Annotated in this window: 26 protein-coding genes; 15 read left to right on the plus strand and 11 right to left on the minus strand. The window is 58.7% G+C overall.

The features are described from left to right. Positions 1–9: 9 nt before the first annotated feature. Both JFU11_RS10690 and JFU11_RS10695 read right to left on the minus strand, forming a co-directional pair. The gene (locus tag JFU11_RS10690; protein ID WP_007902410.1) at positions 10–480 is read right to left on the minus strand and encodes a MaoC family dehydratase; all 471 of its coding nucleotides are present in this window, start codon (positions 478–480) and stop codon (positions 10–12) included. 43 nt (positions 481–523) lie between these two features. After that, positions 524–1,468, minus strand: a complete 945-nt coding sequence (locus JFU11_RS10695) for an alpha/beta hydrolase (protein WP_201060579.1) — start codon at positions 1,466–1,468, stop codon at positions 524–526. Positions 1,469–1,713: 245 nt separating this feature from the next. Between JFU11_RS10695 and fadD2 the strand changes: the two genes are divergently transcribed. Further along, positions 1,714–3,402 carry a long-chain-fatty-acid--CoA ligase FadD2 gene (gene fadD2 / locus JFU11_RS10700; RefSeq protein ID WP_123719254.1) on the plus strand — a complete coding sequence of 563 codons (1,689 nt, stop codon included), beginning with the start codon at positions 1,714–1,716 and terminating at the stop codon, positions 3,400–3,402. Between the two features lie 382 nt (positions 3,403–3,784). Beyond that, the gene (gene fadD1 / locus JFU11_RS10705) at positions 3,785–5,485 is read left to right on the plus strand and encodes a long-chain-fatty-acid--CoA ligase FadD1 (RefSeq protein WP_201060580.1); all 1,701 of its coding nucleotides are present in this window, start codon (positions 3,785–3,787) and stop codon (positions 5,483–5,485) included. A 78-nt stretch (positions 5,486–5,563) separates the two neighbouring features. Here fadD1 and JFU11_RS10710 read toward each other — a convergent pair whose 3' ends face one another. Then, entirely contained in the window at positions 5,564–5,941 is a 378-nt protein-coding gene (locus JFU11_RS10710; RefSeq protein ID WP_123719252.1) for a hypothetical protein, read from the minus strand. 191 nt (positions 5,942–6,132) lie between these two features. Between JFU11_RS10710 and JFU11_RS10715 the strand changes: the two genes are divergently transcribed. The 3 genes from JFU11_RS10715 (at position 6,133) to def (ending at position 7,976) form a co-directional block, all read left to right on the plus strand. After that, entirely contained in the window at positions 6,133–6,324 is a 192-nt protein-coding gene (locus JFU11_RS10715; protein WP_201060581.1) for a CsbD family protein, read from the plus strand. Positions 6,325–6,495: 171 nt separating this feature from the next. Beyond that, the gene (locus tag JFU11_RS10720) at positions 6,496–7,440 is read left to right on the plus strand and encodes a YihY/virulence factor BrkB family protein (RefSeq protein WP_123719251.1); all 945 of its coding nucleotides are present in this window, start codon (positions 6,496–6,498) and stop codon (positions 7,438–7,440) included. Then, on the plus strand, positions 7,437–7,976 hold the full coding sequence (gene def, locus JFU11_RS10725; protein WP_123719250.1) for a peptide deformylase: 540 nt from the start codon (positions 7,437–7,439) through the stop codon (positions 7,974–7,976). The genes JFU11_RS10720 and def overlap by 4 nt, the downstream gene beginning before the upstream one ends. A gap of 132 nt (positions 7,977–8,108) precedes the next feature. On the opposite strand, the gene JFU11_RS10730 is transcribed toward def, so the two are convergent. Continuing rightward, positions 8,109–8,531, minus strand: coding sequence for a GNAT family N-acetyltransferase (locus tag JFU11_RS10730; RefSeq protein ID WP_201060582.1), 423 nt, complete (start codon positions 8,529–8,531; stop codon positions 8,109–8,111). A 342-nt stretch (positions 8,532–8,873) separates the two neighbouring features. On the opposite strand from JFU11_RS10730, the gene JFU11_RS10735 reads away from it, so the two are divergent. From JFU11_RS10735 to JFU11_RS10750, 4 genes are all read left to right on the plus strand, one after another. Continuing rightward, positions 8,874–9,815 (plus strand): fatty acid desaturase, encoded by a 942-nt coding sequence (locus JFU11_RS10735; RefSeq protein WP_201060583.1) that lies wholly within the window; start codon positions 8,874–8,876, stop codon positions 9,813–9,815. 138 nt (positions 9,816–9,953) lie between these two features. Continuing rightward, on the plus strand, positions 9,954–10,745 hold the full coding sequence (locus JFU11_RS10740; protein ID WP_201060584.1) for a PhnD/SsuA/transferrin family substrate-binding protein: 792 nt from the start codon (positions 9,954–9,956) through the stop codon (positions 10,743–10,745). Positions 10,746–10,984: 239 nt separating this feature from the next. Next, entirely contained in the window at positions 10,985–11,548 is a 564-nt protein-coding gene (locus JFU11_RS10745) for a sigma-70 family RNA polymerase sigma factor (RefSeq protein ID WP_201060585.1), read from the plus strand. Beyond that, entirely contained in the window at positions 11,545–12,558 is a 1,014-nt protein-coding gene (locus tag JFU11_RS10750) for an ABC transporter substrate-binding protein (RefSeq protein WP_201060586.1), read from the plus strand. Before JFU11_RS10745 ends, JFU11_RS10750 begins: the two co-directional genes overlap by 4 nt. 144 nt (positions 12,559–12,702) lie before the next feature. On the opposite strand, the gene gstA is transcribed toward JFU11_RS10750, so the two are convergent. Beyond that, positions 12,703–13,305, minus strand: coding sequence for a glutathione transferase GstA (gene gstA / locus JFU11_RS10755; protein ID WP_123719245.1), 603 nt, complete (start codon positions 13,303–13,305; stop codon positions 12,703–12,705). 99 nt (positions 13,306–13,404) lie between these two features. Between gstA and JFU11_RS10760 the strand changes: the two genes are divergently transcribed. Then, complete coding sequence (locus tag JFU11_RS10760) at positions 13,405–14,337, plus strand: LysR family transcriptional regulator (protein ID WP_201060587.1); 933 nt, start codon at positions 13,405–13,407, stop codon at positions 14,335–14,337. A gap of 90 nt (positions 14,338–14,427) precedes the next feature. Here JFU11_RS10760 and JFU11_RS10765 read toward each other — a convergent pair whose 3' ends face one another. Further along, positions 14,428–15,060: a glutathione S-transferase gene (locus JFU11_RS10765; protein WP_201060588.1), complete on the minus strand. Its 633-nt coding sequence runs from the start codon at positions 15,058–15,060 to the stop codon at positions 14,428–14,430. Positions 15,061–15,126: 66 nt separating this feature from the next. Next, positions 15,127–16,158, minus strand: coding sequence for a LacI family DNA-binding transcriptional regulator (locus JFU11_RS10770; RefSeq protein ID WP_201060589.1), 1,032 nt, complete (start codon positions 16,156–16,158; stop codon positions 15,127–15,129). A 215-nt stretch (positions 16,159–16,373) separates the two neighbouring features. Between JFU11_RS10770 and JFU11_RS10775 the strand changes: the two genes are divergently transcribed. After that, on the plus strand, positions 16,374–16,907 hold the full coding sequence (locus JFU11_RS10775) for a gluconokinase (RefSeq protein ID WP_123719242.1): 534 nt from the start codon (positions 16,374–16,376) through the stop codon (positions 16,905–16,907). A gap of 81 nt (positions 16,908–16,988) precedes the next feature. Beyond that, positions 16,989–18,341, plus strand: coding sequence for a GntP family permease (locus JFU11_RS10780; RefSeq protein ID WP_123719241.1), 1,353 nt, complete (start codon positions 16,989–16,991; stop codon positions 18,339–18,341). Between the two features lie 178 nt (positions 18,342–18,519). On the opposite strand, the gene alaC is transcribed toward JFU11_RS10780, so the two are convergent. Next, a complete protein-coding gene (gene alaC / locus JFU11_RS10785) occupies positions 18,520–19,737 on the minus strand; it encodes an alanine transaminase (RefSeq protein WP_123719240.1) in 1,218 nt (405 codons plus the stop codon). 138 nt (positions 19,738–19,875) lie between these two features. Here alaC and JFU11_RS10790 point away from each other — a divergent pair, with 138 nt between their 5' ends. The 3 genes from JFU11_RS10790 to JFU11_RS10800 all read left to right on the plus strand — a co-directional run bounded on the left by JFU11_RS10790 (position 19,876) and on the right by JFU11_RS10800 (position 21,677). Further along, positions 19,876–20,538: a LysE family translocator gene (locus tag JFU11_RS10790; RefSeq protein ID WP_201060590.1), complete on the plus strand. Its 663-nt coding sequence runs from the start codon at positions 19,876–19,878 to the stop codon at positions 20,536–20,538. 66 nt (positions 20,539–20,604) lie between these two features. Beyond that, positions 20,605–21,090 (plus strand): GyrI-like domain-containing protein, encoded by a 486-nt coding sequence (locus JFU11_RS10795; RefSeq protein WP_048395713.1) that lies wholly within the window; start codon positions 20,605–20,607, stop codon positions 21,088–21,090. A gap of 98 nt (positions 21,091–21,188) precedes the next feature. Next, entirely contained in the window at positions 21,189–21,677 is a 489-nt protein-coding gene (locus JFU11_RS10800) for an N-acetyltransferase (protein WP_123719537.1), read from the plus strand. A gap of 139 nt (positions 21,678–21,816) precedes the next feature. On the opposite strand, the gene JFU11_RS10805 is transcribed toward JFU11_RS10800, so the two are convergent. The 3 genes from JFU11_RS10805 to JFU11_RS10815 form a co-directional block, all read right to left on the minus strand. Beyond that, entirely contained in the window at positions 21,817–23,649 is a 1,833-nt protein-coding gene (locus tag JFU11_RS10805) for an ABC transporter ATP-binding protein (RefSeq protein ID WP_123719238.1), read from the minus strand. A gap of 93 nt (positions 23,650–23,742) precedes the next feature. Then, the gene (locus JFU11_RS10810; RefSeq protein WP_007902463.1) at positions 23,743–24,300 is read right to left on the minus strand and encodes a peptidylprolyl isomerase A; all 558 of its coding nucleotides are present in this window, start codon (positions 24,298–24,300) and stop codon (positions 23,743–23,745) included. 3 nt (positions 24,301–24,303) lie between these two features. Beyond that, positions 24,304–25,107, minus strand: coding sequence for an alpha/beta hydrolase (locus JFU11_RS10815; RefSeq protein WP_201060591.1), 804 nt, complete (start codon positions 25,105–25,107; stop codon positions 24,304–24,306). Positions 25,108–25,112: the final 5 nt, after the last annotated feature.

Raw genomic sequence — 25,112 nt, forward strand, 5'->3', positions numbered from 1 at the left:
ACTTGCCAATCAGCCGATGCTGATCGCCGGCAGGGTAGGCAATGTCACAGTCTGTTGCTTGCGTGGCGCCAGAATCTCCGCCTCGCCATCCACGACCAACTCATCGCGCTGGTTGAATACACGGGTGGCGATACGCACACGAAACTTCGGCAGTTTCTCGAGAATTTCCAGGCGCACCGTCAGCGTGTCGCCAATTTTCACTGGCTTCTGAAAGCTCATCGTCTGACCGATATAAATAGTCCCCGGCCCAGGCAACTCGCAAGCCACCGCCGCGCTGATCAACGCGCCGCTGAACATGCCGTGGGCGATACGCTCCTTGAACATGCTGGCGGCGGCGAATTCGGCGTCCAGGTGCACCGGGTTGTGATCGCCGGACATCGCGGCGAACAACTGAATGTCGCGTTCTTCGACGGTCTTGCTGTAGCTGGCGGTCTGGCCGACTTCGAGGGCTTCGTAAGGGGTGTTGGTAACTTGGGTCATCTGTCTCGATTCCTGTGACGAATTAAATAAATCCACAAAAAAACTATTCGGCTCTGGGTGGCCGGCGGTTGCTCAACGCCTGGGCGATCCAGTTCAGCACATCGGCCGTCACTTCGTCGCGGTTGCTCTCGTTGAACAGTTCATGCCGGGCCTGCGGGTAAATAGTCAGCTGCAGGCTCTGGCAGCCAGCGTCGCGCAGGGCGTGGGTCAGATCTTTCAGACGTTTGCTTTCGCTCACCGGATCACATTCACCGCCAATCACCAGTAGCGGCAGGCCCGGATCGATCTGGGCGAGATTGGACGCTTTGCTGATTTGCTGCAAGCCGCCGAGCAAATCGACCCACAGTTGATTGGTGCAACGAAAGCCGCAGAGCGGGTCATTGGCGTATTTGTCGACTTCGGCCGGGTCGCGGCTCAGCCAGTCGAACGGCGTGCGCGCCGGTTTGAATTTCTTGTTGAACGAGCCGAACGACAGCCATTCGATCAGCGCACTGCGTCCCTTGGGCCCTTGGCGCAGGCGTTCCAGGCGAGCAATCTGTCGCGCTGCGCGATAGAGCGCCACGGGCTGGAAGTTTGAGCCGCTGAGAATCGCCCCGTGCAGGCTGGCGCTGTGGTGCAGCAAGTAAGCCTGGGCGATGTAACTGCCCATGCTGTGGCCCAGCAGCACGATTGGCACGCCGGGATGCTGTTGGCCGATATGTTGGTTAAGGCTGGCGAGGTCGCCGACCACTTTGCACCAGCCATCATCGTCGGCGAAATGGCCCAGCGTACCGTTTTCGGCAGTTTTGCCATGTCCACGCAGGTCCGGCGCATAAACGCCGTAATCCTGATCACAGCATGCTTGCGCCAGACGGGCGTAGCGACCGCTGTGTTCTGCCATGCCGTGGGCCAGCAGGATCACCGCCTTGAGCGGCGCGGCCGGCAGCCACTGGTTGACGAAGAGGCGGCTGCGGTCACTCGCGGTCAGCCAGAAAGTGTCGTGGATCATGGCGATTCCTTTGCGTTGGACTGCATGAGACTGCTGGGTGGAAAACAGCCCCGCTGCATTGTATAGCGCATCCGTCGCCTACCGTCTGATCAGGCCACGGCAGGGCAGCAAGATTCACGCGATCTATGACGCCCGTGCGCATATTTGCCTGATTCACCATAGCTGCTAGTGTCCGGGAAGCACCGCTTTTTCAGAAGTGACAGAAAGCGGCCCCCGGATAGGCTCAGGTAAAGAGGACAAAAATAATGCAACCTGATTTCTGGAATGACAAACGCCCGGCCGGCGTGCCCCTGGATATTGATCTTGGGGCCTATAAGTCGGTGATCGAGGTGTTCGAGCGTTCCTGCAAGAAATTTGCTGACCGCCCGGCATTCAGCAACATGGGCGTGACCCTGACCTACGCCGAACTGGAACGCTACAGCGCTGCGTTCGCCGGTTACCTGCAAGCCCACACCGACCTGGTGCCGGGGGATCGCATTGCGGTGCAGATGCCCAATGTCCTGCATTATCCGATTGCCGTGTTCGGTGCCTTGCGCGCGGGGCTGATCGTGGTCAATACCAACCCGTTGTACACCGCGCGGGAGATGCGTCATCAGTTCAAGGACTCCGGTGCCCGGGCGCTGGTTTACCTGAACGTGTTCGGGCAGAAGGTCCAGGAGGTGCTGCCCGACACCGACATTCAGTACCTGATCGAAGCGAAGATGGGCGACTTGATGCCCACCGCCAAGGGCTGGCTGGTCAATACCCTGGTGAGCAAAGTCAAGAAGATGGTCCCGGACTATTCCTTGCCACAGGCGATTTCCTTCAAAAGCGCGCTGCGTCTGGGCCGGGGCCTGGGCATCAAACCGCTGAACGTCGGCCTCGACGACATCGCCGTGCTGCAATACACCGGAGGCACCACCGGGCTGGCCAAGGGCGCGATGCTGACCCACGGCAATCTGGTGGCGAACATGCAGCAGGCGCGCGCGGTTTTGGGGCAATTCGGTGCAGACGGTCAACCACTGCTGCGCGAAGGTCAGGAAGTGATGATCGCGCCGCTGCCGCTGTACCATATCTATGCGTTCACGGCGAACTGCATGTGCATGATGGTGACCGGAAACCACAACGTGCTGATCACCAATCCACGGGATATTGGTAACTTCATCAAGGAACTGAAAAACTGGCGGTTTTCGGCGCTGCTGGGGCTCAACACGCTATTCGTCGCGCTGATGGACCATCCCGACTTCAAGACCCTGGATTTCTCCAGCCTCAAGCTCACCAATTCCGGCGGTACCGCGCTGGTCAAGGCCACGGCCGAGCGCTGGGAGCAGCTCACTGGTTGCCGCATCACCGAAGGTTACGGCCTGACCGAAACCTCGCCGGTGGCCTGCACCAACCCCTACGGCGACAAGTCGCGCATCGGCACAGTCGGCCTGCCGGTGCCGGGCACGATCCTGAAAGTGATCAACGATGAAGGCGTCGAGCAGCCGCTGGGCGAGCGTGGCGAACTATGCATCAAGGGCCCGCAGATTATGAAGGGTTACTGGCAGAAGCCCGAAGCCACCGACGAAGTGCTGGACGCCGACGGCTGGTTCAAGTCGGGCGACATTGCGGTGATCGACCCGGACGGTTTTGTGCGTATTGTCGATCGCAAAAAAGACATGATCATCGTCTCGGGCTTCAACGTGTACCCGAACGAGATCGAAGACGTGGTGATGGCCCACCCGAAAGTCGCCAACTGCGCAGTGATCGGCGTGCCGGACGAGCGTTCGGGGGAGGCGGTGAAGTTGTTTGTGGTGGCCCGTGAATCCGGGGTCAGCCTTGAAGAGCTGAAGGCCTACTGCAAAGAAAACTTCACGGCGTACAAAGTGCCCAAGCACATCGTCTTGCGTGAGTCGTTGCCGATGACGCCGGTGGGCAAGATTCTGCGGCGGGAGTTGCGAGAGATCGCCTGATCTGTGAATGGCCGCGCTTCGCGCGAATCGCGGGCAAGCCACGCTCCCACAGGTTTAGTGTTATGCACAAAGAATGTGTACGACGCGAACCTTGTGGGAGCGGGCTTGCCCGCGATGCTTTTGAGGGAGGAGGCCCAAAGTACGGGGCTTTCAAGGCGTTATAGAATTTTTGCTCTAAAAGTGACTATTTAATATTCAAGAGTCATAAACGTGACCGTAGAGCCCGATTTAGGCTCTAGTCGGCCCTTGGCAAAGCTGCTACTCTCGGCGCGCTTTGTGACTTCTCGGCCTTGTTAAAAGCCAGACTCACCAATAATCAAACACCAATAATAATCGCATCAAATGCGGTATTTGAATTCGCGTTGCTGAGGAGTGGGCTTCCATGATCGAAGACTTTTGGAAGGATAAGTACCCAGCTGGAATTGCTGCCGAGATCAATCCAGACGAGTATCCGAATATTCAGGCAGTGTTGAAGCAATCCTGCCAACGCTTCGCTGACAAACCGGCATTCAGCAACCTGGGCAAGACAATCACCTACGGTGAACTGTACGAATTGTCCGGTGCTTTTGCCGCTTACCTGCAACAGCATACCGATTTGCAACCCGGCGATCGAATCGCCGTGCAATTGCCCAACGTGTTGCAGTACCCGGTCGCCGTCTTCGGTGCCATCCGCGCCGGGCTGATTGTGGTCAACACCAACCCGTTGTACACCGCGCGGGAAATGGAACACCAATTCAACGATTCCGGTGCCAAAGCCCTGGTCTGCCTGGCGAATATGGCGCATTTGGCCGAGCTCGTCGTGCCGAAAACCGGCGTCAAGCACGTGATCGTCACTGAAGTGGCCGACCTGCTGCCGCCGCTCAAACGCCTGCTGGTCAACAGCGTCATCAAGTACGTGAAGAAGATGGTCCCGGCGTATCACTTGCCCAAGGCCATCAAATTCAATGACGTGCTGAGCAAGGGCCATGGCCAGCCAGTGGCTGAAGCCAACCCGGCCAGCGGCGACGTTGCCGTGCTGCAATACACCGGCGGCACCACCGGCGTGGCCAAGGGCGCGATGCTGACCCACCGCAACCTGGTGGCGAACATGCTGCAGTGCAAGGCGCTGATGGGCTCCAACCTCAACGAAGGTTGCGAGATCCTGATTACCCCGCTGCCGCTGTATCACATCTATGCCTTCACCTTTCATTGCATGGCGATGATGCTGATCGGCAACCACAACATCCTGATCAGCAACCCGCGCGACCTGACGGCGATGGTCAAGGAACTGTCGAAGTGGAAGTTCAGCGGTTTCGTCGGCCTGAACACGCTGTTCGTCGCGCTGTGCAACAACGAAGCGTTCCGCAAGCTGGATTTCTCCAGTCTGAAAATCACCCTGTCCGGTGGCATGGCCTTGCAATTGGCCGCGGCCGAACGCTGGAAAGCGGTCACCGGTTGCCCGATCTGCGAAGGTTACGGCATGACCGAAACCAGCCCGGTGGCCACAGTGAACCCGAGCCAGAACATTCAGATTGGCACCATCGGTATTCCGGTGCCATCGACCCTGTGCAAAGTCATCGACGATGCCGGTGTTGAACAGCCGTTGGGTGCTATCGGTGAGCTGTGTGTGAAAGGTCCGCAAGTCATGAAGGGCTACTGGCAGCGTCAGGACGCCACCGATGAAATACTCGACAGCGAAGGCTGGTTGAAGACCGGTGACATTGCGCTGATCCAGCCAGACGGCTACATGCGTATTGTCGATCGCAAGAAAGACATGATCCTGGTCTCCGGTTTCAACGTGTACCCCAATGAGCTTGAAGACGTGCTGGCGACCCTGCCGGGCGTACTGCAATGCGCGGCCATCGGTGTGCCGGACGAGAAGTCGGGCGAGGCGATCAAGATTTTCATCGTCGCCAAACCGGGCGTGACCCTGACCAAGGAACAGGTGATGGAGCACATGCGCGCCAACGTCACCGGCTACAAAGTACCGAAAGCCGTGGAGTTCCGCGACGCGCTGCCGACGACCAACGTCGGCAAGATCCTGCGCCGCGAACTGCGCGACGAAGAGCTGAAGAAGCTGGGTGCGAAGAAAGTAGGCGCCTAGCCAAACAAAAGCCCCGCAGATGCGGGGCTTTTTGTTGCCTGACTGATCGTTCCCACGCAGAGCGTGGGAACGATCAACTTAGAGGCGGAACTGCGCGAAATTGACGTTGGTACCCGCCGGGCGCATGTCCTGCAGGTAGGAGTCCTTGTCGGCGCTCAGTTCCAGGCTCAAGGCAGCTTTACGCTTGCCCTGGTTGCGCACCACCAGGCCTTCGAGTTTCTCGCGCAGGAACACCGTCGGCACTTTCAGGTGCAGCAGTTCGTCGGTATCCGGGGTGTGCATCAGCAAGTGAATCCATTCGTACTGACCAACGGCCAGGCGCGCGACCGGAATATCGAACCAGAAGATATTGCGGTTGCGGTTCAATTCGGTGAAATGGCAGTTGTTGACGCCAAGCACAGCACCGCCGAGTTCCTGGTTTCTGCGGGCAATGGCCTGCTTTTTATCGAGTTTCATAACGTTCCTACGGGATTGGATCTTCAGCGCCATGGCCTGAATACGTTGCGCATTCTCGGGGCAAAGCCTGCAAACATAAAGCCTAACCTGCGAAATGTCCGGTTAATAAATAAATGAAACTCCGCGCAAAGGCCCTCGGTCAACCCTTGTGTAACCACTTTTCCCGTTGAAATGTTCACAGGAGAAATACCATGAGCAGCACAGGCGATAAAGTTAAAGGCATGGCAAACGAAGCGGCCGGCAACGTCAAGCAAGGCGTCGGCAAGGCCACCGGCAACGAAAAACTGCGCTCCGAAGGCGTGGCGCAGGAGAGGAAAGGAGAAACCCAGCAAGCGATCGGCAAAGCCAAGGATGCTCTTAAAAAAGGTATCGACAAGGCGTAACCCGGGCTTTGACGAGTAATAGAAACGGCCATCCGCGGATGGCCGTTTCTGTGTCAGCTTGAACTTGAACAAGGAAATTGTTTCAAAGTCGCCAAGTAGGCTACTTTGTTGTAGAAAAACGGCCTCTGAGTCGCCATGACTTCAACCTTTTTGCGGCGAAAGGAGACGCTAATGTTTTTTCCGACCATGAAAGGTTTACCCCTGCATCGGGTGATGATGCGAACGGTCACCGAGTTCGTTGACGACGAGATGTCGACCTATGCCTCGGCACTGGCCTATCAGATGCTGTTCTCGCTGTTCCCTTTCATCCTGTTCCTGATCGCCCTGATCGGCTTCTTGCATTTGCCGGACTTCTTCTCCTGGCTGCGCCTGCAATCAGAACTGGTTTTGCCACCCCAGGCGCTGGAGCAGGTGAACCCGGTGATCGACCAGCTGCAGCAATCAAAGGGGGGGTTGTTGTCGGTGGGTATCGTGATCGCTTTGTGGACCGCGTCCGCCGGTGTGCGGCTGATGATGAGCGCGATGAACGCCGCGTATGACGTGGTCGAACGCCGCCCGATGTGGAAGCGTTTTCCGCTGTCGATTTTCTACACCATCGGCATCGCCGGCATGTTGCTGATCGCCGCCGCGCTGATGGTACTCGGGCCGCAGGTGATGGGCTGGATCGCCGCGCAAGTCGGCCTTGAAGATTTCATCGTGACTGTCTGGACCATCGTTCGCTGGCCGGTGGTGGTGATTCTGCTGATGATGGCGGTGGCGCTGATTTACTACGTCATGCCCGACGTCAAACAAGAGTTTCGCTTTATTACCCCGGGTGCGGTGTTGTCCGTGGTGGTCTGGATCATTGCCTCGTTGGGCTTCGGTCTCTACGTTAAAACCTTCGCCAACTACAACGCCATGTATGGCAGTATCGGCGCGATCATCGTGTTGCTGCTGTACTTCTATATTTCCGCCGCGGTGCTGTTGCTCGGCGCGGAAATGAACGCGGTGATCGAGCACATGTCATCCGAAAACAAGAAACACGGCGAAAACGTGCCCGAAGAACCCAAACACCACGTTTCGGGGCTGGGACGGGACCACTCAATCAAGCCGACCACTGACGAAGCGATAAAATGATCCGTGAAATTCTGAAAATGGGCGATGAACGCCTGCTGCGTATTGCCCCACCGGTACCGGCAGAAATGTTTGACAGTCCCGAGTTGTGGCAATTGATCGACGACATGTTCCAGACCATGGAAAGCGTCGGCGGAGTCGGCCTGGCCGCGCCGCAGATCGGTGTCGACCTGCAACTGGTGATCTTTGGTTTCGAACACAGCGAACGCTATCCCGACGCCGAAGCGGTGCCGCAGACAATTCTGATCAATCCGCTGATCACGCCATTGAGCCCAGTCCTCGAAGAGGGTTTCGAAGGCTGCCTGTCGGTGCCGGGCCTGCGCGGGGCGGTGGATCGTTATCAGCAGATTCGTTATGAAGGCTTCGATCCCAAGGGCGAGCCGATCGTGCGCGTTGCCTCGGGATTTCATGCGCGGGTGGTGCAGCATGAATGCGATCACCTGATCGGCCGACTATACCCTTCGCGCATCAGTGATTTCAGCAAGTTCGGGTTTACCGAGGTGATGTTCCCGGACCTGGATCCTGCGGCGGATGACTGAGATCGTCCTTCCAATCCAACACAAAACACTGTGGGAGCGGGCTTGCCCGCGAAGGGGCCGGCACATCCGGTATCAATGTTGTCAGGCAGATTGCATCGCGGGCAAGCCCGCTCCCACAGGTATTGTGTCGTTTCAGAGGGCGCGCGGTTGTTCCAGCCCCATCGCAATCATCGGCTTGCTACGCGCATAACGGCTCAACCGTTCAGCCATGGCGTAGGGCAGGGGCGGGTCGAACGTAAAACCGCGGCGCTCATAAAAGCCACGTAAATCCGGATGACAGAACAACCAGACCGGCTCTTCGAGATGCTTGACGGCGTGGTCGATCAACGCCGCGGCAATTCCTTGCTCGCGACAGCGCGGGTCGACGAACAACCCGGTCAGCCAATGCCCGCCGGCCACTGGCCGCAAACATAACGCCGCAATGATCTCATCGCGTTTTGCGACCCACAGCCGAGCGTCGCGGACTGCTTTCATCGACGATTGGTGGGCGCGGTAAAACTTGTTCATCAACGGCCATAACGGCTCGTCGAGCAAGGTGTATTGGGTGTTGGGCATGGGCCTGGACTGTCGGTGCGCAAAGCGGGTGATTATAAAAGAACGCGGGCGCCGCGATAGGTGTATACCTGATCTCACGTCCCGTATGAGTGGAGTATGTATCATGGCCAAAGGCATGGATTCAAAGAAAGCGGCAAAGAAGAAACCGGCGAAAACCGCCGATGAAAAACGTGCGGACAAGAAGGCCAAGAAGGTGGGCGTGTTCGGCCACTGATCCCGCGTCAACGGAGCCCGAGTCCTCGGGCTCCTTGTTTTTCAGGCCTATCGAAATAACCAGATAATCTGCAAGAAATCCCTGCGCCATTGCACAGAGAGGGACTGGTTCCCGATCTGAGCAAAGCCATGCCCCATTATTTTGATGCTGCCCACCGTGAAGAAATCGAAACCCTGCGCCAACGCTTGACCGCTCGCACCGAATGGCCGACCTGGCTGCTGTTGGTCGGCGTGTATGTCGGCTGGTTCAGCATTGTCCTGGGCAGCGACCGATTGGGGCTTTGGTGGAGCACGCTGTTGCTGATTCCACTGCTGGTGTTGTGGTTGTCGGTGCAGCACGAATTGCTGCACGGCCATCCCACCCGTTGGCAAACGCTGAACAAAGTCCTCGGTTATGCGCCGTTCGCGGTCTGGTATCCCTACACCCTGTACCGCGACAGTCACTTGCTGCATCACCGCGACGAAGACCTGACCGTCCCCGGTCGCGATCCGGAAAGCCGTTACCTGAGCGCTGAACAGTGGCAGCGTAGTTCGCTGTTCGAACAAGGCCTGCACTGGCTGAACAAAACCGTGCTCGGGCGCTTTGCCCTCGGTGCGCCACTGGCCTTGCTGGCACTGGCCCGGGAAGAGTTGCAACGGCTAAAAGCGGGTGAGCGCCAGGCCTGGTTGATGTGGTTGACCCACGGTGCGCTGACGCTGCTGATGCTGACGTTCATCGCGCGCTACAGCGTGTTGCCGGTCTGGCATTACCTGTTGCTGATCAGCGTGCCGGCGCTGTCGATTGCAATGATTCGCTCCTACTATGAACACCGTCCTCACGCCGTACCCGAGCAACGCACCGTGCTTAACGAAGCAGCCTGGCCGTGGCGCTGGCTGTTTCTGAACCTCAATTTTCACCTGGTGCACCACGACTTGCCGGGCCTGCCCTGGTACGACCTGCCACGGGCCTATCGCGCGCGTCGCGAGCAATGGCTGGCGCGCAGTGGCGGGTTTGTGGTGCAGGGTTATGCTCAGTTGATGCGACAGCATGGGATCAAGGCAATTGACAGTCCGCGGCATCCGTTTAGTTGATGCGTGGACACCATTGAACCCTGTGGAAGCGGGCTTGCCCGCGATTGCTATGTCACATCCAACACACCTGTTGACTGGGCCAACGCTATCGCGGGCAAGCCCGCTCCCACAGGGTTACTTGTTGTCTGGAAGATTTTGATGACTCAACACCTCGCTGAATTACTGATGTACGTCGCTCCCGAGCCGATCCGCCAGGCCAACGAGCGTTGGCTGGCGCAGATCGTCGAACGGCTCGGCAGCACTCGTCTCGATGCCGAAGGGCTATCGCTGATGGACCTTTGGCTGTCCCCGCACCTGCTGCTGACCCAGACCTGCGGCTATCCATTGATGACTGCCTTGCGCGGTCGCGTCCGGGTTATCGGTCGTCCTCGTTACGAACTTCCGGACAGCAACGGCGGTAACCATTGCAGCCTGTTATTGACTCGCGCCGACGATCCTCGATGGACCTTGTCGGCCTTCCGGGGCAGTCGTGGTGTGATCAACGGTGAAGACTCCAACAGTGGCATGAACCTGTTACGTCACCGATTGGCACCGTTGCAGCGCGACGGAGAATTTTTTGCCACTGTCGCCATCAGTGGCAGCCACCGCGAAAGCCTGCGTTGGCTGCGTGATGACCGGGCGGACCTGGCCGCCATCGACAGCGTGACTTTCGCTTATCTCGCTCAATATGCGCAGGCAGAGGTCGAAGGCCTGCGCGTGTTGGCGCGCACGGCGTTCAGCCCGACGTTGCCGTACATCGCGGTGGCTGGCACCAGCGATGAGCAGGCTGGACAGCTTCGACGGGTGATGAACATGTCATTGCGTGAGTTGCCCGATGTCGCGGAAATCCTCGGTCTGCAAGAAGTGCTGCCGGCCACCGAAAGCGACTATCAGGTCATTCTCGATTATCAGCAGGAGGCCGAAGCGCTGGGGTACGGGCGTTTGCGATGAGGCTTGAGGCTTGTGCCGACAGTTCCATCAATCGCGGGCAAGCCACGCTCCCACAGGATTTCGGTGGATTTGTGGGAGCGTGGCTTGCCGGCGATAGCGATGTATCAGGCGCCGCTTATTTAAATTCATTTATGGAATATAAAAATTCGTTTTAAGTATTATTAATGAATAAGTCTCCTTGCTAGGATCGCGCCACCGGATCACCGGATATTCAGCGACCCCTAACCCATGGAGCCTCTATGTCCGGCGCCGACTTTTCCCATCGCAACGACGTGGGCGGATTGTTCCGCGCTCACTACAGCTGGCTATGCGCACGGCTGCGCCGATACCTGGGAGCCAATCCCAGCGTCGAAGATATTGCTGCCGAGACCTTCGTGCAGTTGCTCGAATCGCCAGGCCTGACGCCAATTCGCGAACCTCGCGCCTTGCTCACCACCATTGCCCATCGGTTGATTTATCAGCTGTGGCGCCGTCGCGATCTGGAACGCCAGCACTTCGATCAGCTACCGGCGATTGACCCACTCGGCGGGCCATCGCCTGAAGATCTGGCGCAGTTTTCCCAGGCCCTGACACGCCTTGATCAAACCCTCGGCCGCTTGCCGGGCAAGGTCAGGGCAACCTTCCTGCTGTCGAGAGTCGACGGCCTGACCTACCCACAAATCGCCGCCGAATTGGGCATTTCCCAGCGCTCGGTCAGCGTCTACATGACCCGCTCCCAGGCACTGTGCGCCCAGCACAGCGCCAACGAACCCTTGAACCGATTACCCCTGAGCCGATTCCCACTGAACCAGAGGTCCGCATGAGATCGATCAAAACCCTGCTCGGCAGTTCGCTGCTGGCCCTGAGCCTTGTGGCTGGCCACGTTCCAGCCGCAGAAAAAACCACGCCCATCCACTTCGGTGACATCACCTGGGAAAGTGGCAGCCTGATCACCGAAATCCTGCGGTTGATCGTCGAGAAAGGTTACGGCTACCCGACCGACACCTTGCCGGGCAGCACCGTCAGCCTTGAAGCAGCCTTGGCGAAGAACGATATTCAGGTGATCGGCGAAGAGTGGGCGGGGCGCAGTCCGGCCTGGGTCAAGGCGGCTTCGGAGGGCAAAGTGTTTGGTTTGGGCGACACGGTCAAAGGCGCCACCGAAGGTTGGTGGGTGCCGGAATATGTGATCAAGGGCGACCCGGAGCGCGGCATTCAACCTTTGGCGCCGGAGCTGAAATCCGTCGCCGACCTGGCACGCTACAAGGACGTGTTCCGCGACCCGGAGGACCCAAGCCGCGGACGCTTCCTCAACAGCCCGACTGGCTGGACGTCGGAGATCGTCAACAGCCAGAAACTCAATGCTTATGACCTGACTGCCAGTTACGTCAACTTCCGCACCGGTTCCGGCGCGGCGCTGGATGCCGAGGTTGCTTCATCGATCCGCCGTGGCAAACCGGTGCTTTTTTACTACTGGTCGCCGACGCCACTGCTGGGTCGTTTCAAACTGGTGAAACTCGAAGAGCCGCCATTCGACGCGCAAGCCTGGAAGACTTTGGCAGATGCCAACAACCCGAACCCCAAGGGCACGCGTTCGATGCCGGCCAGCCTGGCTATCGGTGTGTCGGCACCGTTCAAGGCGCAGTACCCGGACCTGGTGGCGTTCTTCGAAAAGGTCGATTTGCCGATCGATCTGCTGAACCAAACCCTCGGGCAGATGAGCGAAAAACGCCAGCCACCGCGTCAGGTCGCCGAAGCGTTTTTGCGCGATCAGCCGCAGGTGTGGAAGAGTTGGGTGCCGGGGGAGGTGGCCACGAAGGTGAGTGGGAGTTTGTAGTTTCTGTCCTGTGTTTTTTAGTGCCTGAACTACCGCTTTCGCGAGCAAGCCCGCTCCCACATTTTGATTGTCGGTGTTCACAAATACTGTGTTCACAGCAGATCCACTGTGGGAGCGGGCTTGCCCGCGAAGCGATCTAACGCCTTACACCAATTCCGCAGCCAACGCCGCCTTCACGGCAGGCCGCGAATCAACCCTGGCCTGAAACCGCGCCAACGCCGGCCACCGATTCAAATCGATGCCAAACACCTGCGTCCAGCGCAACACGGTAAACAGATACGCATCAGCAATACTGAATCCGCCAGCCATCAAATAATCCTGCCCCTCCAACGTCTGACTCAACACGACAAAACGCTTGAACAGCTTCTCTTTGATGAGCGCTTTCACCTCATCCGGAAACTGCGAATTGAACAGCCAACCCAGCCCGCCATGAATCTCTGTCGAAACGAAATTCAGCCATTCCTGCAAACGCACCCGCTCGAACGTCCCGTTCGCCGGTGCCAGGTTCGCCTCGGGCCGTAGATCCGCCAGGTACTGCAAGATTGCCGGGCCTTCGGTCAGCACATCACCATTTTCCATCTGCAATGCAGCGACGTAGCCTTTGGGGTTGATGGCAAGAAAGTCCTCGCCGGTGACGGTTTGCTTGGCGCTGTTGTCGACGCGGACCAACTCGAACGGCAAATCCAGCTCGCGCAGCACAATGTGCGGCGCCAATGAGCAGGCTTGCGGGGCGTAATACAACTTCATGGGCAGGGCTCTGGTTGCGGATTTGCGCCAGTGTCATAGTGCGCGGCACGCTCGGTAAAATTAATCTTTCAGAACACTGCCATTAGGAAAGCTACTGCCATGATGAATTTGATGCACTGGCGAATGGTGGTGGCGGTGGCCGATACCGGCAACATTACCCGGGCCGCCGAGCGGGTCGGAATGACCCAGTCCGGTGCCAGTCAGGCGCTGGCACTGATCGAAGAAACCCTGGGCGTTCAGCTGTTCAGCCGGGAAAACCGTCAGACCTTGCCGACCGCCATCGGCTTGCCTGTGATCGAACAGGCGCGAACCATGCTCGGTGCTCTCGAGAACATTCGCAGCACCGTCGACGCCACTAAAGATCTCCAGCGCGGGACGATTCGCCTGGCCAGTTTCCCATTGGTGCTGGCGACCTTTCTGCCGCCGCTGCTGCGCCAGTTCAATCGGCTTTACCCCGGCATTCAAGTGGTGGCGCTGGAAGTCAGCGACGATGAAGTGGAAACGTTGCTCAGTGACGGGCTGGTGGATGTCGGTGTGGTGTTGAACCCGGCGCCCGCGCGCAATGCCGGCCGTTTGGGACGCGATGCCTGGGTGGCGGTTCTGCCCGGTGGCCACCCCTTGGCGCGCCGCTCGAATGAAGAGGGCGTCTCACTGGCGGAACTGGCGGAGCAACCCTTCGTGCTGGCCACGGGCGGTTGTTCGACCAATGCCCGCAGCCTGGCCGCCGATGCCGGGCTGCAACTGCTGGATGTGCGGGCCGAGGTGCGAGAGTGGAGCAGTGCATTTACCCTGGTGCGGGAAAACATCGGCGTGACCCTGGTGCCGGAAATGACCTTGCCGACCCATCGCCAAGGCTTGCGCGTAGTGCCTGTGACGCCGCGTATCGATCGGGAGTTTGCGTTGGTGGTCGCGCCCAACAAAGAGCCTTCGGCGGCGGTGCGGGCGTTGTTGGGCATGCTCGCAGAGCGCAATCCATGTGGGAGCGGGCTTGCCCGCGATGGCGGCGTCACATTCAACACATTCGTCGACTGACATTTCGCTATCGCGGGCAAGTCGGATCGCCGCACCGCCGCTCCCACAGATTTCGCGCCTGAACTGGGCCAGTAAGTCATTCGGGGGAAATCATGGTACGCCGTTGCAGGCGTGTTCCATGAACCCCGGTCGTAGCGCCAGTCGTTGGCAATAGGCGTCGACGGCGGGGTAGTCCGGGCGCTCCATCGGTGTCATCCGCCAGCGGTTGACTGACAGCCCGATGAGAATATCGGCCAGTGTGAAGTGTGGTCCCGCAACATACGCATCGGTTGTCGCGAGTTGCTGTTCGAGGATGCCCATTTTTGCGTTCCAGCCGCGAACGCCATCAGCAATCCGCTGTGAGTCCTGGAAGTTCGGCAGTTGCCGGACCAGCGCAAAAAATGCGTAGCCCCACGACGGGTTGAGTTCGGTGGCTTGCCAGTCCATCCACTGCTCCACGCGAGCGCGCGCCGCCGGTTCGATGGGCAACAGGTCAGTGTTTTGGTGTTTGCCGGCCAGGTACCGGCAAATGGTATTGGACTCCCACAGCACGCCGGCGTCGTCGATGAGCACCGGCACCTGTGCGTTGGGGTTGCGCTGGAGAAATTCCGGGCTCTGGGTCGATGCGAAACCGCTGCCCCAGTCTTCACGTTCGTATGAAACGCCCAGTTCGTCGCAAGTCCACAGGACTTTTCTGACGTTGATTGACGAGGCCCGACCCAAAATCTTCAGCGTATGTCCCATTGAGCTTCTCCGTTTGCTGTTCCAGGTATCGGAATCTAGCACGCGGAGCGTGGGAATGGTCGCGCTTCAGGTGCTCTCGCGCACCTTCAATTCAAAGCCCATATCCTGCACCGGTTTGGTCACTGAATTGCCGGCCAGCAAGGTCAGCATCAGCTCCGCGGAGCGACGGCCAATGGCTTCTCGTGGGGTGCTGATGCTGCTCAGGCGAGGGACCATGTGCTCAGACGCCGGCAAGTCGTTGAAGCCGAGGATCGCCACGCGCTCGGGGATCTTGATTCCATTGCGCAACGCTTCGAGCAACGCACCCTGGGCCAGATCGTCGTTGCCGAAGAAAATCGCATCGACGTCTGGATGGGCTACGAGCAGTTGCAGGAACAATTCGCCGCCCAGACCCACCGACGAGGCTCGCGGTGTCAGCACTTCCAGGTCCGGATCATACAAGCCGGCCTTTTGCAGCGCGCGACGGAAACCTTCGCCGCGCAGCAGCGTGCGTTGATCCAGTTGCGCGCCGATGTAGGCCAGGCGTTTGCGACCGCGTGACAGCAAATGCTCGGCAGCGGTTTCGCCGGCAGCGACTTGCGAAAAGCCGACACAATTGAGCCCGGCCGCGCTGTCCAGTTCCATCATGTAGACACAGGGAATGTTGCTGGCCTCGATCATTCGTCGCGAACTTTCGGTGCGGTCGAAACCGGTCAGCAACAAACCGCGAGGCTGATAAGCCATGTAATTGCGCAGCAGGTTTTCTTCTTCATCACGCGAGTAATGGAAGTTGCCGATCAGCACTTCGAAGCCCTTTGGTCGCAAAACCTGATGAATGGCTTCCAGCGTGTCGATGAACAGCAGGTTAGACAGCGACGGCACCAAAACCACCACGGAATGGCTCTGGGCCGAGGCTAATGCGCGGGCGGCGGGGTTGACCACGTAGTTCAGGTCGAGGGCGGCCTTCTGGACTTTTTCCACCAGTTCGGTGGCCACCGTGCTGACGCCGCGCAGGGCGCGGGACGCGGTAATCGGGCTGACACCGGCCAGGCGCGCGACTTCGTTGAGGGTAGGACGGCCAGTGGTGCGAGTATTTTTATCGTTTTTAGGGGTAATCATCGGACGGCTTGCCAAACAAAATTCAAGGCACTAAGGTAGCGCTGTCTCGATGCAGCTGCAAATGCGTGAACGAGGTTTGCCTGATCCTCGCTTTTTGGCATCGAGAACGAACATGCTGCAACCCACAAAAATGACAAGAAGGCGTCGGCAACTTCTGCTTTTGCACTTGAGTCTTACGTAGCAAAGGTAGCGCTGTCTGCGCGCTGAGGTGTTACATGAATCATCCCATCACCGCCCTGGTCATCATGGGCGTTGCCGGTTGCGGCAAGACCTGCGTCAGCCAGTCCCTGTGCCATCTTAGCGGCGCGACCGCCATTGAAGGCGACACTTTTCACCCTGCCGCCAATATCGAAAAGATGAGCGCGGGTATCCCCCTGAATGACGAAGACCGTGCCGGCTGGCTCGACAGCCTGTGCGATGAACTGCGCCGCATCGATGCCAAGGGCGAACGCCCAGTGCTGACCTGCTCGGCCCTCAAACACAGTTACCGCGAACGCTTGCGCAGTGCCTTGCCGGGCCTGGGCTTCGTTTTCCTTGAGCTGACCCCTGAAGTCGCCGCCGATCGTGTGTCTCATCGGCCGGGCCACTTCATGCCGTCGACCCTGATCGACAGCCAGTTCGCCACACTTGAATCGCCCGTTGGTGAGCCCCTGACCCTGGCTCTGGATGCGTCCAGCCATAGCGTCGATGAGTTGGCAAAGCAGGCTCATGTCTGGTGGCTCGATCATGGCTTGAAACTCGCCAGTTGAGTTTTACTCCAAAAGATAGCGCTGTCCTGACGGCTTCTGATTAACCGCTTTAATAACAACAACAAACAGGAGACACCCCTAATGTTTGGCATGTCCCACGAGACGTTTCTGCTGCTAGATGCAGTGGTCACGGTGATCGGGCTTATCGTCCTGATCACCAAGTTCAAGTTGCACCCATTCCTCGCACTGATCATCGCAGCCGCCTTCCTCGGGCTGACGTCCGGCATGCCGATCGGCACCATCATCAAGGCGTTCCAGGACGGCTTCGGTGGCGTTCTTGGTTTTGTCGGCATCATCCTGGCGCTGGGCACCATGCTCGGCAAAATGATGGCCGAATCAGGCGGTGCGGATCAGATTGCGCAGACGTTGATCCGCGCCTTCGGCAAGGACAAGGTGCAGTGGGCAATGATGTTCGCCGCGTTCCTGGTCGGCATTCCGCTGTTCTTCGAAATCGGCTTCGTGCTGCTGATTCCGCTGGTGTTCATCGTGGCCCGTCGCACTGGTGTGTCGATCATCAAGATCGGTATCCCGCTGCTGGCTGGTCTGTCCGCGGTACACGGCCTGGTGCCGCCGCACCCGGGTCCGCTGCTGGCCATCGGTGTGTTCGGTGCCGATATCGGTAAAACCATTCTTTACGGTCTGATCGTTGCGTTGCCGACCGCTATTATCGCCGGTCCGATCTACGGCACGTTCATTGCCAAGCACATTCCTGGTCATCCGAATCAGGAACTGGTGGATCAACTGGTGCGCGATGAGGATGCAGGCGATCTGCCGAGCTTCGGCATTACCTTGGTCACCGTGCTGTCGCCCGTGTTCCTGATGCTGCTCAAGACCTTTGCCGATGTGGCGCTGCCGGACGGCAACTTCTTCCGCGCCTTCATGGACCTGATCGGTCACCCGATCTCGGCGCTGCTGCTGGCATTGCTGCTGTCGCTGTATACCTTCGGCTACAAGCAGGGCATCGGTTCCAGCCAAATGATGAAATGGCTGGATGCAAGCCTTGCACCGACCGCCGCGATCATTCTGATCATCGGTGCCGGTGGCGGCTTCAAGCAGATGTTGGTAACCAGCGGTGTAGGTGATGTGATCGGTCACATGGCGGTGGCGGCACAGATCTCGCCGATTCTGCTGGCCTGGCTGGTGGCGGCGGTGATTCGCATCGCGACCGGTTCGGCAACCGTGGCAACCATTACTGGCGCAGGCATCGTGGTGCCGGTGGTGGGGATGATTCCGGGCGTGAACCGTGAGCTGCTGGTGCTGGCCACCGGTGCCGGTTCGTTGATCCTGTCCCACGTTAACGACGCAGGTTTCTGGCTGGTGAAGCAGTACTTCAACATGACCGTAGCGGAAACCTTCAAGACCTGGACCGCGATGGAAACCATCCTGTCCGTGGTGGGCCTGGGCTTCATCCTGCTGTTGTCGTTGTTCGTTTAAGCGATTCGACAGACACAAAAAAACCGCAGTGATGCGGTTTTTTTGTGGGTGATCGATTTCAAGGCTGAACATAAAACCAATGTGGGAGCGGGCTTGCCCGCGATGGCGGCTGGTCAGTCACATTAATGTTGAATGTGATGCAGTCATCGCGGGCAAGCCCGCTCCCACAGGTTACGTGTTAGCCGTTAGTTTTCGGTACCAGCCCATCCGCCCGGAACATCCCGCGAATGCCGCGTACGGCCTGACGAATCCGGTCCTGGTTTTCGATCAGCGCGAAGCGCACATGATCATCCCCATACTCGCCAAATCCCACACCCGGTGAGACACAGACCTTGGCCTCGGCCAGCAGTTTCTTGGCGAACTCCAGCGAGCCCATGTGTGCGTAAGCCTCGGGAATCTTGGCCCAGACATACATCGATGCTTTCGGGTTTTCGACCATCCAGCCCAGTTCATGCAGGCCTTTGACCAGTACGTTGCGCCGCTGCCGATACTGATCGGCAATGTCTTTGACGCATTGCTGATCGCCTTCCAGCGCTGCGATGGCCGCGACTTGCAGCGGGGTGAACGTGCCGTAGTCGTGGTAGCTCTTGATCCGCGCCAGGGCGTTGACCAGCTCTGGGTTGCCGACCATGAAACCGATGCGCCAGCCGGCCATGTTGTAGCTCTTGGACAGGGTGAAAAACTCCACCGCAATGTCCTTGGCGCCGGGCACTTGCATGATCGACGGGGCTTTCCAGCCGTCGTAGACGATGTCGGCGTAGGCCAGGTCGTGCACCACCAAAACGTCGTACTGTTTGGCGAGGGCGATCACCCGCTCGAAGAAATCCAGCTCCACGCACTGAGCGGTAGGGTTGGACGGGAAACCGAGGATCATCATCTTCGGTTTCGGGATCGAGCCGCGAATCGCCCGTTCCAGCTCGGCGAAGAAATCCACGCCAGGGATCAGTGGCACCGACCGCACTTGGGCGCCGGCAATCACGGCACCGTAGATATGAATCGGGTAGCTCGGGTTCGGCACCAGCACAGTGTCGCCCTGGTCGAGGGTGGCCAGCATCAAATGCGCCAGACCTTCCTTGGAACCGATGGTGACGATGGCTTCGGTTTCAGGGTCGATATCAACTTCGTAGCGATCCTTGTACCAGTTGGAGATCGCCCGGCGCAGGCGCGGAATCCCTTTGGACGTGGAATAGCCATGGGTGTCTTCACGCTGGGCGACGGTGACGAGTTTTTCGACGATGTGCGGCGGCGTGGCGCCGTCGGGGTTGCCCATGCTCAAGTCGATGATGTCTTCGCCACGACGACGGGCGGCCATCTTCAGCTCGGCAGTGATGTTGAAAACGTAAGGGGGGAGTCGATCTATGCGCGCAAAGCGGCGCGGCGAACCTTGTTCGGCCATTGTTGCCTCGGATAACGTAAGCGCCCGGAACCGTCCGAGCGACGCTGGCCACTGCGGTGGCCTGTGGCGGAATGTAAGGGCAGTCGTGGCAAACTGTCTAGCCTGCGCATCAATAAATTTTTCCCAAGGATATGGTCGATGGAATTTACCAGTGGCTTCTTGTTGAGCCTTTCGCTGTGCCTGGACATCGGCGTGGCCAATATCGCGATGATCACGCTGGCGATGCAGCGCGGCTATTTTCAAGGCTTTGCCCTGGGGCTGGGGACGTGTGTCGGCGACCTGATTTACGCCGTGCTGGCCTTGGCCGGCATGACCGTATTGCTGCAGTACGATACCGTGCGCTGGGTGTTGTGGATTGGCGGGTCGGCGTTGCTGGTGTATTTCGCGGCGAAGATGATTTATTCGGCGATCCACCATGAAGCGCTGTTGGCGCAAACCCCGGAGGTGGGGCATAACTCGCACCGGCGCGAGTTTTTTCGCGGGATTTTTCTCGCCATGTCATCGCCCAGTGCCATTCTCTGGTTCGCCGCGGTGGGCGGCACGCTGATTGCCCGTTCCGGTGGCGGTGGCGCGCTCAGCTCGGCGCTGTTTCTCGGCGGTTTCCTGTGCGCCGGAGTGCTCTGGTGTGTCGGTCTGTGCTTCGCTGCGAGCCACGGCGGCAAACTGCTCGGTGACAAATTGCTGCGTTATTCCTACATGGCATCGGCAGCGATCTTCTGCTATTTCGCGGTCTACGTGATCCTATCTGGTTATAACGAGTTCATCGGTCCAGGCGCCATCGAACAGTTGCACGCACTGTAATTGGGCGAATCGGGTTTGGCTTCTATACTCCCAGCCGAACCCACCTTTTGTACCAGGAGTTGAGTCATGGATGAGCAAACAGGCGTCGAAACGGCCGAGCCACGCTTCGAAAACGGGCACTTCATGCTCATAGCGGGGCTTGGTGGACGATTTACAGCGGATACGACCAAAGCGATCCCCGACCTATGGGAGAAATTCATTCCCGAGATTGGCAAAATTCCCGGTCAGAAAAGCGAAGTAACCTACGGCATCTGCTGCAATCCGGATGGCAAGGGTGGTTTCGAGTACATAGCCGGTGTCGAAATCAGCAAACTCGACGACCTGCCCGAGAAGTACCGCTGGATCGAAGTTCAGCCTCAGAAGTATGCAGTCTTCGAACATAAGGGCTCTCTGGATACCTTGCCCCAGACCTTTCAATACATCTGGAAAACCTGGTTGCCGAAGTCCGGTCATGAAGCTGCGGACGCGCCGGAGTTCGAACGCTACAGCGACGATTTCAACCCGAAGCTCAATACCGGCGTGCTGGAAATCTGGCTGCCGCTCAAGGCGTAATGGCCTGGATCGAGAGGCGGATCGGTGATTCGCCTCTCGATGTCGTGTTGATGCTGATTTATGATCCCCAACCTTTCCCACGCCGATTCCGAGCTGCCATGAACACCGTCATCCGCCACGTCAGCCCCGCTGATCTGGACCGCTGCTATGCCATCGAAACCGTTGCCTACGAAGGCGATGAAGCCGCCACCCGCGAGAAAATCGCCACCCGCATCGCCACCTGGCCCGAGGGCTTCATCGTTGTTGAAGTGAATGGCGTTGTAGCCGGTTTCATCAATTCCGGTGCGGCGTTTGAGGTGGAGATGTCGGACGAGGCGTTCAAGGAGCTGATCGGCCACGACCCGGCCGGCCCGCACGTAGTGATCATGTCAGTGGTGGTGCATCCGGACTACCAAGGGCAGGGTCTGGCGAAACGCTTGCTGGATGAGTTCATCCAGCGCATGCGCGCACTGAACAAGGCCAGCATCCATCTGATGTGCAAGGAGCGGCACATTGCGCTCTATGCCGGGTTTGGTTTTGCCTACATCAAGCCTTCGGCGTCCGACCATGGCGGGATGGCGTGGCATGAGATGGTGTTGGAGTTCTGACCAATCTGTCAGGACGCCGCAAACCCCTGTGGGAGCGAGCTTGCTCGCGATAGCGGACTCACAGTCGACTTGGATGTTGACTGACACACCGTCATCGCGAGCAAGCTCGCTCCCACAGGGGTGGTGTTGATCGCACGCCTCAATCGATCCCGACAAACCCCCCGGTCTGGTGCTGCCACAACCGCGCATACAAGCCGCCATGGGCCAGCAGTTCGGCGTGGCTGCCGGTTTCGGCGATCTTGCCGTTTTCCAGCACCACCAAGCGGTCCATCCGCGCGATGGTCGAGAGGCGGTGGGCGATGGCGATCACGGTTTTGCCCTGCATCAGGGTTTCGAGACTTTCCTGAATCGCCGCTTCGACTTCCGAGTCCAGTGCCGAGGTGGCTTCGTCCATGATCAGGATCGGCGCGTCCTTGAGCAGCACCCGGGCGATGGCAATCCGCTGACGCTGGCCACCGGAGAGTTTCACTCCGCGTTCACCGACGTGAGCATCGAAACCGGTGCGGCCTTCAGAGTCCGACAGTAAGGGGATGAATTCGTCGGCACGGGCCTTGTGTACCGCTTCCCAGAGTTCGGCATCGGTGGCGTCGGGTTTGCCGTACAGCAAATTGTCGCGGATCGAACGGTGCAGCAGCGAGGTGTCCTGGGTGATCATGCCGATGCGTTCACGCAGGCTTTCCTGGCCGACTTCGGCGATGTTCTGGCCGTCGATGAGAATCCGCCCGCCCTGCACGTCATAGAGGCGCAACAGCAGATTGACCAGCGTCGATTTGCCGGCACCGGACGGGCCGATCAGGCCGATTTTCTCGCCGGGTTTGATGGTCAGGTTGAGGTCGCCGATGATCCCGCTTTTCTTGCCATAGTGAAAATCGACGTGATCGAAACGCACCTCGCCACGCGCCACGTTCAAAGGCTTGGCCTGCTCACGGTCGGTGATGCTGACTGGCTGGGAAATGGTCTGCAAACCGTCCTGAACCATGCCGATGTTTTCGAAAATGCCAGTGACCACCCACATGATCCAGCCAGACATGTTGACGATGCGGATCACCAGGCCTGTGGCGAGGGCGATGGCGCCCACCGTGATCAGCGATTGCGTCCACAGCCACAGCGCGAGACCGGTGGTGCTGACGATCAGCAGGCCGTTCATGCTGGTGATGGCAACGTCCATGCTGGTTACCACACGGCCGGCCAGTTGGGCTTTTTCGGTTTGCTCCTTGATCGCTTCGCGGGCGTATTGCTGCTCGAAGTTGGTGTGGGCGAACAGCTTCAGGGTGGTGATGTTGGTGTAGCCATCGACGATCCGTCCCATGAGTTTGGAGCGCGCATCGGACGACACCACCGAGCGTTCCTTGACCCGTGGCACGAAGTAGTAGAGGGCGCCGATGAAGGCGGCGATCCAGGTCAGCAGCGGGATCATCAGGCGCCAGTCGGCTTCGGCGAACAGCACGAGTGAACTGATCGCGTAGATCAGCACGTGCCATAGCGCGTCCACCGCTTGCACAGCGGAATCTCGCAACGAGTTGCCGGTCTGCATGATGCGTTGGGCGATGCGCCCGGCGAAGTCGTTCTGGAAGAAATTGAGGCTCTGTTTGAGCACATAACTGTGGTTTTGCCAGCGGATCAGGCTGGTCAGGCTGGGGCTCAAGGTCTGGTGCACCAGCAAGTCATGCAAGCCGACGAATATCGGGCGCAGGACCAGCGCAACCACCGCCATCCAGGCCAGTTCGATGCCGTGTTCCTTGAAAAAATTGACGTTGGGCGTGCCTTGGGCGAGGTCGATGATGCGGCTCAGATAGCTGAACAGCGCCACTTCGATCAGCGCGCCGAACAGGCCGACGATCAGCAGGGCGGCGAAACTCGGCCAGACCTGCTTCAGGTAATAGGTATAGAAGGGGAGAACCCGATCCGGCGGAGCCGCCGTCGGTGCATCGCGGAAAATGTCGATCAGTTTTTCAAAACGGCGATAAAGCATCAATTCTTCGCCCGCGCACGGGCTCTCCTTTAAACGATATGAGCGGCGCCGGAGGAACCGGCGACCGCTCAAAACTCCCTGTCCAGCTTACTCTCAGTCGATGCGCTTGGCCGACTTGATGAAGACAGGGTCGGCCGGCACGTCTTTCATGCCGCTTTTGGTGGTGGTCTGGGAGTTGACGATGACATCGACGACGTCCATCCCTTTAACAACTTTACCGAACACGGCATAGCCGTCGCCCTGGTCCAGGAAGTCGTTGTCTTTGACGTTGATGAAGAACTGGCTGGTGGCCGAATCCGGGACGGAAGTACGAGCCATGGACAGCGTGCCACGCACGTTATGCAGTCCGTTTTTGGATTCGTTCTTGATCGGCGCCTTGGTTTCTTTTTGCTGCATCTGTTGAGTGAAACCACCGCCCTGGACCATGAACCCAGGAATCACACGGTGAAAAATCGTGTTGTTGTAGAAGCCGCTGTCGACGTACTCAAGGAAGTTCTTGGTACTGATCGGCGCTTTAACCGGGTCCAGTTCGATTTCGATCTGGCCGTTGGTGGTTTCCAGCAGCACGTGCGGCGCCTTGGCGGGTGTGGCGGCCATCAGGTTGGCGGCAAACAGAACGGAGCCGGCGACGAGGGCGATTTTTTTCAGCATGGGTCAGTGATCCTGAGTGGTGGTGTCGACTGCGGTGAGAAACTCGAGCAGCGTTTGGTTGAAGCGTTCGGGTTGATCCAGCGGGGTGGCGTGACGCGAGTCGGCGATCACCACCAGCCGCGCATCGGGCAGCAGTTTTACATAGGTTTCTTTCAGCGCGACCGGGGTGTAGTCACGGTCGGCGCTGACGATGAGGGTTGGACAGGAGACCTTGGAAAGTCGTTCCTGAACCCCCCAGCCAACGATCGCATCGAAGCTGGCGAGATAAGCATGTTTGTCGTTTTTTGCCCAGCGCGCCGCTATTTTTTGTCGTAGCGAAGCTTGCTCGGGTTTGGGAAACAGCTTGGCACCCAGGGCCTTGCCGATGGTGCCCATGCTCAGCGCGCGCATCAGACTCCAGCGCTTGAACCACTGCCAGCAATCGTTGCGGCTGCGCCGTTTGACCTCGGGCGCGCTGTTGACGATGCACAGGCTCTTGAGCAGTTGCGGCTGGTCCACCGCCAGTTGAAAAGCGATCATGCCACCCATCGAAAGCCCGACAAGATGTGCAGGGCCAAGATTCAAGTGTTCCATCAACGCAATCAGGTCGGCGCTGAACCCGGCGATGCTGTAACGCTCGCGGGGTTTGTCGGAGCGCCCGTGGCCGCGCACATCCGGGACAATCACCCGATGATGGGCCGAGAGCGCCGGGATCTGCATTTCCCAGTCCAGGGTGCTGGAACCCAACCCGTGAACCAGCAGCAACGGCGTGCCTTGGCCATATTCCTCATAGTGCAGGTTGCAACCTTCATGTTCGAAATAGGCCATGGGTA

The organism is Pseudomonas sp. TH37 (genome assembly GCF_016650735.1).
Classification (GTDB): Bacteria; Pseudomonadota; Gammaproteobacteria; order Pseudomonadales; family Pseudomonadaceae; genus Aquipseudomonas; species Aquipseudomonas farris.